Origin of the sequence: Aeromonas sp. R2-1, from assembly GCF_040908425.1 — a bacterium.
Taxonomy (GTDB): domain Bacteria; phylum Pseudomonadota; class Gammaproteobacteria; order Enterobacterales; family Aeromonadaceae; genus Aeromonas; species Aeromonas caviae.
In genome coordinates this window covers 21,864-35,398 of record NZ_JBFODR010000020.1, presented here as the reverse complement: position 1 = coordinate 35,398, position 13,535 = coordinate 21,864, and the positions used below count along the sequence as shown (strand labels likewise).

Below are 13,535 nucleotides of genomic sequence, written 5' to 3'. Positions count from 1 at the left end.
CAGTGAAACCATGAGCGAAGCGGGCCGGGCAGGCCCCTCACAAGGACAAGAATGCAACGTATCAAGTGCCGCGTAGAGGAACTGCGCGAATATGTCGACACCATCTGGCACGTGGCGCTGGCGCCGCAGCAGGAGGTGAGCTTCAAGCCGGGCCAGTATCTGCTGGTGGTGATGAGCGATTCGGACAAGCGCCCCTTCTCCATCGCCAACTCGCCGACCCGCTCCGGCGTGCTGGAGCTGCAGATCGGTGCCACTCCCGAGAATGCCTATGCCGGTCAGGTGCTGGCCCGCATGCGCGAGCAGGGAGAGATCGAGGTCGAGCTGGCCGCCGGCAAAGCGTTCCTGCGCGACGAATCCCCCCGACCGCTGATCCTGATGGCGGGCGGCACCGGCTTCTCCTATGCCCGCGCCATCCTGGAATACCTGATCGGCAGTGGCAGCAAGCGTCCGGTGTTCCTCTACTGGGGGGTACGCCAGGCGCACTGGCTCTACGAGCTGGAGCAGATGCAGCAGTGGGAGCGCGACTATGCGCCGCTGACCTTCATTCCCGTGGTGCAGGAGCCCGAGAGCGACTGGACCGGCAGGACCGGGCTGGTGCACAAGGCCATCATGGATGACTTCGTCAGCCTGCATGACTACGACATCTATGTGGCGGGCCGCTTCGAGATGGCCGGTGCAGCGCGGGAAGAGTTCAAGGTGCTGGGCGCCGAGCCCGAGCGCATCTTCGGCGATGCCTACGAGTTTATCTGACCACGGCCAACCGCAGAGCGTCGATCTGCCCCCTTATCGTCTTGCGAGAGAAGGGGGGATGAGAAACTCGTTGTCCCCATAAAAACGACAAACCCCAGCCTGGCTGGGGTTTGTGCTATCTACGGCGGGTCACGCCGGATCATTCGCCCTTGGCAGCGAGCTGCTGCTCGAGCTGGGCCAGCTTGGCCTCGAGGGCGGTCAGCTTCTCCCGGGTGCGCAGCAGCACCTTGGTCTGCACGTCGAACTCCTCGCGGCTCACCAGATCCAGCTTGTTGAGCTGGGCCTGCAAGACCTGACGGGTCTTTTTCTCCACCTCTTCACCCATGCTGCGAATGCCGGGGGGCAGGGCGTTGTGTATCTGTTTGGCGATCTCTTCCAGTTTTTTCGGGTCGATCATGGGGGTCTCCTTAAGCAATGGCGCCATTCTACCGACAAATCGTCCCCTTTGCCGAGATCGGGGCGGCTTTTTGCGCCATGGATCCTATCGGGCTCTGGTCGGGTCTGGTTGATGCACCCTGGCTGCTACCCTGTGACACCGGGAATCAATTCCAATTCCTTGATGGTGTACACAAAAAAATCAGATCAGATGACTGACCAGAGGCTTATTAATTGTTGCGTTGCTGTTAATATGATTCGGTCGGGTTTGAACCCTACCCCGTCAGGCTCATCATGGATAACAACATAAAAGAGATAAGGATATGAAGAAAAAGCTAATTTACGCGGCCGTCGTCAGTGCGCTGCTGAGCGGTTGTGGTGGCAGTGACGACAACACAGGCGATACCTCAAGCTATCTCGATTATCTGCTGAGCGGCTCCAATGCAGTCCGACCCAGCGCCCTGGCAGCCCGTGCGACCGACGGTACCCTGAAATTCTCCACGGAAACGGCGGATCTCTCCAACCCGGTGTCCGCCCTCTCCACCCTGGATGGCTGGTCGACTACCCAGGCGATCCAGATTGTGCCGGTGACGGCCTCCGGCATCCAGGTAAAGGCGCCGGCCGCTGCTGAATTCGCAGCCTCCGTGGCACCCCTCTACCTGATGGAGCTGGAGTTTGACAGTGCGGCCCTGCGTCCGAGCGGTGTGAAAAAGGTGCTGACCTACGGGGTGGACTTCGTGGTGGCCGAGACGACCGGCAAGCTGAATCTGGTGCCGCTCAAGCCGCTCAACCCCTCTTCCTACTACATGATAGTGGCGACCGATACCCTCAAAGACAGCACGGGTGCCCCCCTGCGACCGGGTAGCGACTACAGCAACTACAAGACCAGCACCGGCAGCAACACCCAGGAGCAGACCATCAGCGGCCTGATTGCGCTGCAGGAAGGTCTGTTCAAGGCTGCCACCGGTATCACCAGCGACCACGTGATCTTCTCCGACTGGTTCGGTACCCAGTCCGGCGCCGACGTGCTGGTGGCGGTGAAAGGGGCGGCCGCATCCGTGCTCAAGAGCCCGACCCTGGACGCCGCCGCTCTGTGGAAGCAGGACGCCCTGGGCAATACCAGCCTGCCTGGCACCTATACCCTGTCGGTGAGCGGCGGCAGCCCCTTCCTGACCCAGCTGGATGCCGAGAACTTCCTGCCCCAGGAGCAGAAGGATGCGATTGCCGCCGCTTTTGGTGACGGCACTCCACTCCACAATCTGGCCTTGGGTACCACCGTCTACAGCGGTACCGTCAAGCTGCCCTACTTCCTCTCCTCCCCGGCCACCGCCGGCTCCTGGGACAAGGCGAAGACCCAGTCCTGGCACGGTGCCATCCCCAGCCTCTACGCCATCGCGAACGCCCTGAAGGCCCAGGATGCCGAAGTGATCGGCGGCCTGGTGGGGGCGGGCGTGGATCCGGCCCTGCTGGGCGAACTCATCGCCGATCCGAGCCGTCAGGCCGAGCTGCTGGCGGAGGCGAGCAAGTTGATCGGGGTGACCCTCACCTCCGGCGGCAAGGCGCTGGATCCCGAGATGAATATCGGGCGCTTCAACCCGCTGCCGGCATTGGAAGAGGTGCAGTCCGTCCCGATGCGGATCTTCGCCGCCGCACCGCTGGCGAACATCACCGACGTGATCATCTATCAGCACGGCGTCACCTCCGTGAAGGAGAACGCCTACGCCCTGGCCCTTGGCCAGATTGGTGCCGGTGCCCAGGCGAGCAAGAACGTGGCCGTGGTGGTGATCGATCATCCCCTGCACGGTGAACGCGGCTTCGCCCTGACCGGCAGCATGGACTCGGTGACCACCTCCGACAACCCGACCCCCTACCTGAACCTGAGCTACCTGACCGTGGCCCGCGACAACCTGAAACAGAGTGTGGCGGATCTGCTGGGCCTGCGTCTGGCTGTCGGTCTGGCCAATGCCAAGGGGTTGGGAACCCAGATCGGAGGGGTAGGTCTCAAGGTGCACTTCCTGGGTCACTCCCTGGGTGCCATCGCGGGGGCCAACCTGTTGGCGGTGGCCAACCAGTCTGTTGGCAACCCGACGGCAGACGCCCTGTTCAAGTTCGACACTGGCGGCCTGGCCATGCCGGGTGGCGGCATAGCGCCGCTGCTGCTGAACTCGCCGACCTTCGGCCCGACCATCCAGATGAGCGTGCTGACCGCTGGCAGTGCGGCCCTGAAGGCAGCCTTCACCGCCTACGCCCCGAACTGCAAGACGGCAGTACCGACCTGCTTCGTCAACGAGTTCCTGCCGAGCCAGGATGCGGCCACCCAGGCCACGGCGGCCAGCACCCTGCAGAGCTACAGCTTCGCGGCGCAGTCGGTGCTGGATTCGGCAGACCCCATCAACCTGGGGAGCGGTATCGCGGCGGACTTCCCGCTGTTTGCCACCGAAATCGTCGGCGACGGCGCCCTGAGCCTGTCGGATCGAGTGATCCCGAACAGCATCGCCACCGCCCCGCTGGGTGGCACCGAGCCGCTGTTCAAGGTCCTGGCCCTGCAACCGCTGACCGCCACCGGCGCCGCCAACCACAGAGCGGCCCGCTTCGTGGCCGGGGGTCACAGCTCGCTGCTGGCACCGGACGAGAACTTCGATCCGACCGGCGCCGTCACCACCGAGATGCAGACCCAGTTCGGCAGCTTCTTCGCAAGTGGCGGTACCGCGGTCAAGGTGACCGACGCCAGCCTGCTCAAGCAGTAAGCCGGCCGACCAATAAAAACGCCGCCCCTTGGGGCGGCGTTTTTTTATGGCAAATCGGCTCAGGCTGGCCTGTGGCGCCTGTCCAGCCAGCCTTGGGCAAGGCCGACCAGCAGGCCTGCCAGGTGAGCCATGTTGGTGGTCGCTTTGGTTGCCGAGCAATTGCCGACAACCAGGCCTCACCCCGGCCTGTGGTGTCTGTCCAGCCAGCCCTGGGCAAGGCCGACCAGCAGGCCTGCCAGGTGAGCCATGTTGGTGGTCGCTATGGTTGCCGAGCCGTTGCCGGCAACCAGGCGTCACCCCGGCCTGTGGTGTCTGTCCAGCCAGCCCTGGGCAAGGCCGATCAGCAGGCCCGCCAGGTGAGCCATGTTGGTGGTCGCTTTGGTTGCCGAGCAATTGCCGACAACCAGGCCTCACCCCGGCCTGTGGTGCCTGTCCAGCCAGCCCTGGGCAAGGCCGACCAGCAGGCCGACCAAATGGGCCATGTTGGCGGTGGGGGTGCCGAGCATGTCCAGGAAGCCGAGCACCAGCCAGACCAGCATGAAGCCCATCAGGGCTGGCGGCATGGCGAGGCCGCAATCCGGTTGAAGCCTGGTTCGCAGCCAGCTGTAGCCGAGCAGGGCATAGACCACCCCGGAGAGGCCGCCAAAGCGCGGGCCGCTGGCAAAGAACTCGGCGATATTGGGCAGGGCAGCCCCGACGATAAGCAGGATGAACAGCTTGCCGCTGCCGAGGCGCTGCTCTATCTGGCCACCGAGATACCACCACCACAACAGGTTGAACACCAGGTGCAGCACCGAGAAGTGGATGAAGGCCGGGGTGACGTAGCGCCAGGCCTGCCAATCGGTGAACTGGGCCAGGGTGGGATGGAAGGCGAGCTCGTCGAAGATGGGCAGGCCGATGGCATCCAGAGCGTAGATGGCCAGGCAGGCGATGATGACCACCAGGGTCAGGGGGCCCGCCTGGTGGAGGAAGTCGGTGACCGGATCCGTCATCCCCTTGCTGTAGTCGATCCGGGCATCGGCATGGCCGGATTGCCAGGAGGCCTCCATGTAGCGGGGGTGATTGGGTTCGCTCAGGAAGCGCTTGACCTCCTGCTGGGCCTGGGCGAGGCGCCGCTCGTCCGCCAGCCAGACCGAGACGCCGAGCTCTGACTGGGTCAGCTCGCACGGAATGCCCAGGGTGGCGAGATAATCCACCAGCGCCTGGGCCATGCGGGCGTCGCCCAGCACCAGCAGCTGGATCATGCCGGTGGAGGAGGAGCGACCCGCCTCTGTCATGCGTCCCCCGCCTGGATGGGGAACTCCCTGCGCCAGGCCTCGAAACCGCCATCCAGGCTATAGACCTCGTCATAGCCCTGTTGCAGCAGGTACTGGGCCACCCCCTGGCTGCTGTTGCCGTGATAGCACATCACGATGACAGGGGTATCGAAGTCCACCTCGTTCATAAAGCGAACCAGGGTGCCGTTGGTGAGGTGGAAGGCGCCGACCGCGTGGGCCGTCTCGAAGGATTGGGGATCGCGAATGTCCACGAGACGGGCTTCGCCTGCGCTCAGCTTCTGGTGGGCATCATGGGCGCTGATATGGGCAAACTGGTCCATTGAGATGTCCTGATAATGGAGGGTTGAAGGGCAGTTTACCGCAAGCGGCGGTTTGCGCTAAGTGTGCAATGGGGGCGGCATCCAGGGGATCGCAATTTTCTTCAATATCGGGCCGCCCGGGCCGGGTAGGCTCGGACTTCCCTCAATTGAACGAGCATCATCCATGGAATTCAGTCTGCTGTTATCCATGGCCGGGTTTGCCCTGGCCATGTCCATCTCCCCGGGGCCGGTCAATCTGGTCGCCCTTGGCACCGGCGCCCGGTACGGTTTCACGGCCAGCCTGCGCCACGTGGTGGGGGCCACCCTCGGCTTCATCCTGCTGCTCCTGCTGATGGGGCTGGGTCTTGGCGGCGCCCTGTCCCGCTGGCCTGTGGCGCTGGGGGCCATTCACTGGGGCGGCGTGCTCTTTCTCGGCTGGATGGCCTGGCAGTTGCTGATGGACAGCGGCGAGGTGGAGGAAGTGGAGGGCGTGCCCCCCGCCTTCTGGTACGGGGCCTTGATGCAGTGGCTCAATCCCAAGGCCTGGCTCGCCGCCAGCATGGGGATGGGAGCCTATGGGATCGCGGGCGGCATGAGCCAGATCGCCCTCTTTACCGGCATCTATCTGGTGATCTGCCTCGGCTCCATCGCCTGCTGGGCCTATGCGGGCAGCCGATTGCAGGGGTGGCTGGTCTCTCCTCGCCGGTTGCGCTGGTTCAATCGGGCCATGGCGCTCTTGCTGCTGCTCAGCGCCGCCTATCTGGTGCGCTCGTCCTGAGGGGCGAGCTGCGCTCTGTACTGGCCCGGGGTGGCGGCCACCCGGCGTTTGAACTGGCGCTGGAAGTGGGCCTGATCGGCAAAACCGCTGGCAAGGGCCACTTCCGCCAGGGGCTGCCCCTGGCGCAGCAGGGTGCGGGCGTGGCGAATGCGCTGATCGAGCAGGTAGGCGTGGGGCGTCATGCCGTAGTGGCGGCTGAAGGCGCGCACGAAGTGGGAAGGGGTAAGCCCGGCCACCGCACTCAGCTGTGCCAGGGTGAGGGCGCAGGCACTCTCGTCCTGCATCAGCTCGGCGGCTCGCTGCAGGTGCTGGGGAGGGCGATCATCCCACTTGGCCGGGGTGAGCCTGGCCAGAAGCTGGCGGCTGAAGAGGTGGCAGGCCACTTCGCGAGCCAGGGGATCCGGCTCCTCCACCAGTTGCCGATGAAGCCGGCAGAGCCCCTGGTAGAGCAGGGGATCCCGGCTTGCGGTCATGTCGAAGGGGCGAAACGCGTTGCCGAGCCCGGCCTCCTCCTGCTGGCGCTGCAACCAGAGGTTGTCGATGTAGAACATCAGATAGGACCAGGGCTGGTCCGCGACGGGATTGCAGGCGTGCACCTCTTCCGGGTTCATCAGCACCAGGCTGCCGCGGCCGACCTCTTGCAGGCTGCGCTGGTTGAGGTAGTGGCTGTGGCCGCCGGTGATGGCGCCGATGGAGAAGTGGGGGTGGCTGTGCTTGTCGTAGCAGACGCGCCGGCCATCCTGCACCGCCCTCGCCTCGATGAAGGGCAGGGCAGGATCGTGCCAGAAGTGGTGCTGATCCTGCGTCGCCCGCGCACGGCTCACGATGTGCTCCTCGGCGGGGGGCTGTTCCCCTGCCGGGCTCGGGGAGCGCGGCAGGGGAAGGGTGACGATGGTTGCTGCATCCTCAGCCGCCGAGATAGGCCTGGCGGACGGCGGGGTTGGCCAGCAGGGCCTCTCCCGTGTCTTGCAGCACCACCCGGCCGTTCTCCAGCACATAGCCGCGATCCGCCAGCTTGAGCGCCTGGTTCGCGTTCTGCTCCACCAGGAAGATGGTCATCCCCTTCTGGCGCAGTTGCTCTATGGTGTCGAAGATCTGCTGGATGACGATGGGCGCGAGTCCCAGGGAGGGTTCATCCAGCAGCAGCAGGCGCGGCTTGCTCATCAGGGCGCGGCCGATGGCCAGCATCTGCTGCTCGCCGCCGGACATGGTGCCTGCCCGCTGCTCCAGCCGCTCGTGCAGGCGGGGGAACAGGGTAAAAATCTGATCCAGCAGGCCGCGCTGCTCCGCCTTGTCGACGAAGAAGGCCCCCATCAGCAGGTTCTCCTCCACCGTGAGGCGGGCGAAGATGCGGCGCCCCTCCGGCACCACGGCGATGTCCTTGCGCATGATGCGGGCGGTGGTGAGGGAGTCTATCTGCTCCCCCTCGAACCAGATGGAACCGCTGCTGGGCTTGGGCTCGCCACACAGGGTCATCAGCAGAGTGGTCTTGCCGGCGCCGTTGGCGCCGATCAGGGTGACGATTTCCCCCTCTTTCACCTCGACGCTGACGTCGTGCAGCGCCTGAATTTTGCCGTAGTGGGTCGATACGTTGCGAAGTTCTAACATCTTTTTGTCCTTACGACTCGCCCAGATAGGCCTTGATCACCGCCGGATTGCTGCGGATTTCGTCCGGTTTGCCGTGGGCCAGCGGGGTGCCCTGGTTGACCACGAAGATGCGGTTGGAGATCTCCATCACCAGCTTCATGTCGTGCTCGATCAGCAGCACCGAGACCCCGAACTCGTCCCTCAGGTTGGAGATGAGCTCGTTGAGCTCGTCGGTCTCCTTGGGGTTGAGGCCTGCGGCCGGTTCATCCAGCATCAGCAGTTCGGGCCGGGTCGCCATGCAGCGGGCGATCTCGAGCCGGCGCTGCTGGCCGTAAGCCAGGTTGCCCGCGGCGCGGTTGGCGAGATCCTTGAGGCCCACCTTTTCCAGCCAGAAGGCGGACTGCTCCAGCCCCTCTTTCTCGGCACGGCGGAAGGAGGGGGTCTTGAACAGGCCGGCGATGAAGCCGGTATTGAGATGCCTGTGCTGGGCCACCAGCAGGTTTTCCACCGCCGTCATCTCCTTGAACAGGCGCACGTGCTGGAAAGTCCGCACAATGCCCTTGCGGGCGATGAGGTGGCCGGGCAACCCCTGGATCTCCTCACCCTTGTAGCGAATGACACCGCCACTCGGGCGATAGAAGCCGGTCAGGCAGTTGAAGATGGTGGTCTTGCCCGCCCCGTTGGGGCCGATGATGGAGATCACCTCCCCCTTTTCCACATCCAGCTTGACGCCGTTGACCGCGAGCAGGCCGCCAAAGCGCATCGACAGATCTGAGACATCCAACAATAGTTGATTGTTGCTCATTTACGCAGCTCCATATGGGGTCGACTCATGGGCAGCAGTCCCTGCGGCCGCCAGATCATCATGAATACCATCAAGAGACCGAACATCAGCATGCGATATTCGTTGAACTCGCGGGCGAGCTCCGGCAGCACCGTCATCACGATGGCCGCCAGCACCACCCCGATCTGGGATCCCATGCCCCCCAGCACCACAATCGCAAGGACGATGGCCGACTCGATGAAGACGAAGGATTCCGGGCTGATGAAGCCCTGGCGCGAGGCGAAGAAGCTACCGGCAAAGCCCGCGAAGCAGGCGCCTATGGTGAAGGCGGTCAGCTTGATGATGGTGGGGTTGAGCCCCAGGGACTTGCAGGCGATCTCGTCTTCCCGCAGCGCCTCCCAGGCACGGCCGAGCGGCATGCGCAGCAGGCGGTTGATGACGAACAGGGTCGCTACTACCAGCACCAGGGCCATCAGGTAGAGGAAGATCACCTTGTGGTTGGCGTTGTAGGCGATGCCGAAGAAGTCGTGGAAGGTGCCAAAGCCCCCATCCTTGACGGTGCGGTTGAACTCGAGCCCCCCCAGGGTCGGTTTCGGAATGCCGGAGATCCCGTTCGGACCGCCGGTCAGGGTGGTCATGTTGTTGAGCAGGATGCGGATGATCTCGCCAAAGCCCAGGGTGACGATGGCCAGGTAGTCCCCCCGCAGCCGCAGCACCGGGAACCCGAGCAGGAAGCCGAAGGTGGCCGCCAGCAGACCGGCGATGGGCAGACACTCCCAGAAGCTCAGACCGAAGTAGGTGTTGAGCAGGGCGTAGCTGTAGGCGCCGACCGCATAGAAGCCGACATAGCCGAGGTCGAGCAGACCGGCGAGGCCCACCACCACGTTCAGTCCCAGCCCCAGCATGATGTAAATCAGGGTGAGAGTGGCCAGATCGATGGCGCCGCGAGAGGCCATGAAGGGCCAGCTCACCGCAAACAGCAGCACCAGCACGGCGGTGAGGTTATAGAGCTTGGGGGCCTCTTCGGGGCTTGGCAGCACCAGCTTGGTGAAACCGACGGAGAAGCCGCTGATGGAAGCCTGGAACAGCCGGCTTATCTGGCCGCGCAGCATCTGGAACCAGAAGACGATGGTGGCGCCCCCCAGCAGCCAGGCCAGCGACACATCGAGGCGGCTCACCACCAGCAGGCGGGAGCCATCGGTCTCCAGCTTGAAGCCGAGCAGCCAGAAGGAGAGCACCAGCAGCACCAGGCTGGCGATGCAGGCATGGATAAATTGACGTTTCATCAGACTTTCTCCACTTCCGGACGGCCGAGAATGCCAGTGATGGTCATGAACAGCAGCACGAGGGCATGCATAGATTGGTTTTTCATACCTTCTCGACCTCCGGACGACCCAGGATGCCGGTGGGCATGAAGAGCAACACGAAGATGAGCAGGGCGAACGCCATCACATCCTTGTACTCGGTGCTGAGATAGCCCGCGGTGAGCGCTTCCACCACGCCGAGCAGCAGGCCGCCCAGTACGGCACCGGGAATGCTGCCGATGCCGCCCAATACCGCAGCGGTGAAGGCCTTCAAGCCCGCCATGAAGCCGAGATAGGGGTTGATGACACCGTAGTACATGCCGAGCAGCACCCCCGCGACGGCGGCCAGGGCGGCCCCCAGCACGAAGGTGATGGAGATGACCACGTGGGTGTCTATCCCTAACAGGTTGGCCATCTTGATGTCTTCGGAACAGGCACGGCAGGCACGCCCCATGCGGGAGCGGCCGATGAACTGGGTCAACGCCAGCATGGTGATGAAGGTCACCACGAAGATGATGAGCTGCATGTAGGAGAGGCTGGCCTGGAAGCCATCCTCGCCGCCGAGGGTCCAGCCCCCGGAGATCAGAGTGGGCATGGCGATGTCACGCGAGCCCTGGGCCATCCGCATCATGTTCTGCAGGAAGATCGACATGCCGATGGCGGAGATGAGGGGGATCAGGCGGTTGCCGCCCCGCAGTGGACGATAGGCCACCCGTTCTATGGACCAGCCATAGCTGCCGGTGATGATGATGCTGACCAGGAAGGCGCCCCCCAGCAGCAGCACGGTGCTGTCGATGCCCATCATCATGAGCCCGGCCATCACCATGAAGGCGACATAGGAGCCGATCATGTAGACCTCGCCGTGGGCGAAGTTGATCATGCCGATGATGCCGTAGACCATGGTGTAGCCGATGGCGATCAACGCATAGGTGCTGCCTATGGTCAATCCGTTCAGCAACTGCTGAACCAGATAAAGAAGGTGTTCGGACATACCGCGTTCCCTGTGTACTTGCCCGCAAAGAAAGGAGGGGTGACTCACGTCACCCCGACCGGCAGATTATTTGAGTTGAGTGGAGGTACCGTCGGCATGCCACTGGAACACACCGAATTCGAAGCCTTTCAGGTCACCGTTCGGTGCCCAGGTCAGGGGGCCCATCACGGTGTCGATCGGTGCGGCCTTGATGGCGGCAGCGACGGCAGCCGGATCATCCTCGCCCGCCTTGGCGATACCGGCCGCCAGGGCCTGCATGGCGGCATAGGTGGTCCAGACGAACGGACCGGAGGAGTCCTGACCCTTGGCCTTGAACGCTTCCACGATGGGGGCGTTGGCCGGCACCAGGTCATATTTGTTCGGCAGGGTCACCAGCAGGCCTTCGGAAGCCGGGCCGCCGATGGCGGAGATGTCCTTGTTGCCCACGCCTTCCGGACCCATGAACTTGGCCTTCAGACCCTTCTCGCCAGCCTGGCGCAGGATCAGACCCAGCTCGGGGTGGTAGCCGCCGTAGTAGACGAAGTCGACGTTCTCTTTTTGCAGCTTGGCGATCAGGGCGGAGAAGTCCTTGTCGCCGGCGGTGATGCCCTCATAGGCCACGACCTTGACGCCTGCCTTGTCCAGCGCGGCTTTCACGCTGGAGGCGATGCCTTCACCGTACTGTTTCTTGTCGTGGATGACGGCCACGCGCTGGGGTTTGACCTGCTCGATGATGTACTTGGCGGCGGTCGGGCCCTGGTCGCTGTCCAGACCGATGGTGCGCAGGGTCAGCTGGTAACCGCGCTCGGTGATCTTGGGGTTGGTGGAGGCGGGGGTGACCATCAGGACCCCTTCATCTTCATAGATGTCGGAGGCGGGCAGGGTGTTGTCGGAGCAGAGGTGGCCGACCACGAACTTGACGCCGTCGTTGATCACCTTGTTGGCGATGGCCACAGCCTGCTTGGGATCGCAGGCATCGTCATAGATGACGGCTTCGATCTGCTTGCCCTTGATGCCGCCCGCCTTGTTGATCTGCTCGACCGCCATCTTGCCGCCGGTGAACTGCATGTCACCGTACTGGGCGACCGGGCCGGTCAGGGGGCCGGCGATGCCGATCTTGATGGTATCGGCCGCATTGGCCATGGAAACTGATCCAAACAGAGCCAAAGAAACCGCTGCTCTGACTGCCATTTTGCTGAAGTTATGCATTGATTCGTCCCTTAATCAGTGAATTGTTTCATTTTATGCACGTCATTCCGAGCCTGTGTCCCGCCAGCCCGGCGATAGATAAGGTTCTATCATTCCTCGCCGGGCAATAACAAGATGTTAAAGATACTAACCGGAGCAGGCGCGAGAGGGGTTTTGTGAAACTAACACGCAGTTTTTTGCTTTTGACTGGAGTTTAATGTCGCTGTGATGGTGCAACATACAGATAACAAATTGTCATGGTGACAATTTCCAGAGTAAAAAACTGACGATATTTCATTCTGCGTCTGCTCTCATTTTGACCAAAATCCGTTTGCGCAAAAAGAAATGACCGCATAGATTAGCCAGCATTGATAATTCACTGGCAGCGCCCGTTAAAACCAAGCCTTTATTCGGGAAATCTGCTACTGTTCCGCCTTTGTTATTCAGGAGACAGAGATGGCAACTATCAAGGATGTCGCCTCGCGCGCAGGCGTATCCATCTCCACCGTCTCACATGTACTCAATCACACCCGTCGGGTCAGCGAAGACGCAACCCAGAAAGTGCTTGAGGCGGTGGCAGAGCTGAACTACGCGCCCAACTCGGTGGCGCGCAGTCTCAAGATCAATTCGACCAAGACCATTGGCATGCTGGTGACCACCAGTGCCAACCCCTTCTTCGCGGAAGTGGTACAGGGGGTGGAAGCCTACTGCTTCGAGCAGGGTTACAGCCTGATCTTGTGCAACACCGAGAACCAGCCGCCACGCCAGCAGCACTATCTGCGCATGCTGATGGAAAAGCGGGTGGACGGTCTGCTGGTGCTGGGGACCGATATCGACACCCAGTTCAGGGACATGCTGCGCATCCACAAGAAGGTGCCGCAGGTGGTGCTGGACTGGGGCAACGAGTGCGATTTCGCCAACGTGATCAACGACAACGCCCGCATCGGCGCGCGTCTGGCGGTGCGCCATCTGCTGGAGCAGGGCCACACCAACATCGTCTGCATCACCGGCCATCTCGCCAAGCCGACCACCCAGCAGCGGCTGGACGGGGTGCGCGATGCCCTGGCTGAACAGGGGATGACCCTGAAAGAAGAGCAGATCTTCGAAGGGGACTACGAGAGCCAGAGCGGCTTCGATGCCATGCAGCGCATCCTGGCCCTCACCCCTCGCCCGACCGCGGTCTTTGCCTTCGACGACCCCATGGCCATCGGTGCCATCTGCGCCGCCTGGGAGGCCGGGGTCAAGGTGCCGGACGATATCTCCATGATCGGCTATGACGACGTGGAGATGGCGCGCTTCTCCAGCCCGCCGCTCACCACCATCCGCCACCCCAAGGCCGAGCTCGGTCTGCTGGCGGTGCAGCAACTGGTGAGCCGGATCCGCAACAAGGAGCTGGAAGTGGAGTCCATGACGGTGCAGCCCGAGCTTATCGTCCGCCGCTCGGTCAAGTCCCTGCGCTGACAGCGCCACGGGTGC

The 13,535-nt window shown here is 63.0% G+C and carries 13 protein-coding genes; 4 read left to right on the top strand and 9 right to left on the bottom strand.

Annotated features, from left to right (window positions below; translation table 11 throughout):
• Window positions 1-51: 51 nt before the first annotated feature.
• Complete coding sequence (fre, locus tag AB5Y80_RS05180) at window positions 52-750, top strand: NAD(P)H-flavin reductase (protein WP_010672373.1); 699 nt, start codon at window positions 52-54, stop codon at window positions 748-750.
• Between the two features lie 139 nt (window positions 751-889).
• On the opposite strand, the gene AB5Y80_RS05175 is transcribed toward fre, so the two are convergent.
• Window positions 890-1,147, bottom strand: a complete 258-nt coding sequence (locus AB5Y80_RS05175) for an accessory factor UbiK family protein (protein ID WP_010672374.1) — start codon at window positions 1,145-1,147, stop codon at window positions 890-892.
• A gap of 301 nt (window positions 1,148-1,448) precedes the next feature.
• Here AB5Y80_RS05175 and AB5Y80_RS05170 point away from each other — a divergent pair, with 301 nt between their 5' ends.
• Window positions 1,449-3,872: a VolA/Pla-1 family phospholipase gene (locus AB5Y80_RS05170; protein WP_323921207.1), complete on the top strand. Its 2,424-nt coding sequence runs from the start codon at window positions 1,449-1,451 to the stop codon at window positions 3,870-3,872.
• A gap of 410 nt (window positions 3,873-4,282) precedes the next feature.
• On the opposite strand, the gene glpG is transcribed toward AB5Y80_RS05170, so the two are convergent.
• Window positions 4,283-5,116, bottom strand: a complete 834-nt coding sequence (gene glpG / locus AB5Y80_RS05165) for a rhomboid family intramembrane serine protease GlpG (RefSeq protein WP_049636383.1) — start codon at window positions 5,114-5,116, stop codon at window positions 4,283-4,285.
• A 29-nt stretch (window positions 5,117-5,145) separates the two neighbouring features.
• Window positions 5,146-5,469 carry a thiosulfate sulfurtransferase GlpE gene (gene glpE / locus AB5Y80_RS05160; RefSeq protein ID WP_124244180.1) on the bottom strand — a complete coding sequence of 108 codons (324 nt, stop codon included), beginning with the start codon at window positions 5,467-5,469 and terminating at the stop codon, window positions 5,146-5,148.
• 163 nt (window positions 5,470-5,632) lie between these two features.
• Between glpE and AB5Y80_RS05155 the strand changes: the two genes are divergently transcribed.
• Entirely contained in the window at window positions 5,633-6,226 is a 594-nt protein-coding gene (locus AB5Y80_RS05155) for a LysE family translocator (protein WP_223920168.1), read from the top strand.
• On the opposite strand, the gene AB5Y80_RS05150 is transcribed toward AB5Y80_RS05155, so the two are convergent.
• From AB5Y80_RS05150 to AB5Y80_RS05125, 6 genes are all read right to left on the bottom strand, one after another.
• Window positions 6,205-7,050, bottom strand: coding sequence for an AraC family transcriptional regulator (locus AB5Y80_RS05150; protein ID WP_041214153.1), 846 nt, complete (start codon window positions 7,048-7,050; stop codon window positions 6,205-6,207). The two genes, AB5Y80_RS05155 and AB5Y80_RS05150, sit on opposite strands and share 22 nt — an antisense overlap.
• A gap of 82 nt (window positions 7,051-7,132) precedes the next feature.
• The gene (locus AB5Y80_RS05145; RefSeq protein WP_010672380.1) at window positions 7,133-7,834 is read right to left on the bottom strand and encodes an ABC transporter ATP-binding protein; all 702 of its coding nucleotides are present in this window, start codon (window positions 7,832-7,834) and stop codon (window positions 7,133-7,135) included.
• A gap of 10 nt (window positions 7,835-7,844) precedes the next feature.
• Complete coding sequence (livG, locus tag AB5Y80_RS05140) at window positions 7,845-8,618, bottom strand: high-affinity branched-chain amino acid ABC transporter ATP-binding protein LivG (RefSeq protein ID WP_368172597.1); 774 nt, start codon at window positions 8,616-8,618, stop codon at window positions 7,845-7,847.
• Window positions 8,615-9,883, bottom strand: coding sequence for a high-affinity branched-chain amino acid ABC transporter permease LivM (locus AB5Y80_RS05135; protein ID WP_039041002.1), 1,269 nt, complete (start codon window positions 9,881-9,883; stop codon window positions 8,615-8,617). The genes livG and AB5Y80_RS05135 overlap by 4 nt, the downstream gene beginning before the upstream one ends.
• Window positions 9,884-9,965: 82 nt before the next feature.
• Window positions 9,966-10,892, bottom strand: a complete 927-nt coding sequence (gene livH / locus AB5Y80_RS05130; protein ID WP_119197145.1) for a high-affinity branched-chain amino acid ABC transporter permease LivH — start codon at window positions 10,890-10,892, stop codon at window positions 9,966-9,968.
• Window positions 10,893-10,958: 66 nt separating this feature from the next.
• Window positions 10,959-12,080 (bottom strand): branched-chain amino acid ABC transporter substrate-binding protein, encoded by a 1,122-nt coding sequence (locus AB5Y80_RS05125; RefSeq protein ID WP_039041003.1) that lies wholly within the window; start codon window positions 12,078-12,080, stop codon window positions 10,959-10,961.
• Window positions 12,081-12,515: 435 nt separating this feature from the next.
• On the opposite strand from AB5Y80_RS05125, the gene AB5Y80_RS05120 reads away from it, so the two are divergent.
• Window positions 12,516-13,520: a substrate-binding domain-containing protein gene (locus AB5Y80_RS05120; protein ID WP_042017407.1), complete on the top strand. Its 1,005-nt coding sequence runs from the start codon at window positions 12,516-12,518 to the stop codon at window positions 13,518-13,520.
• Window positions 13,521-13,535 lie beyond the last annotated feature (15 nt).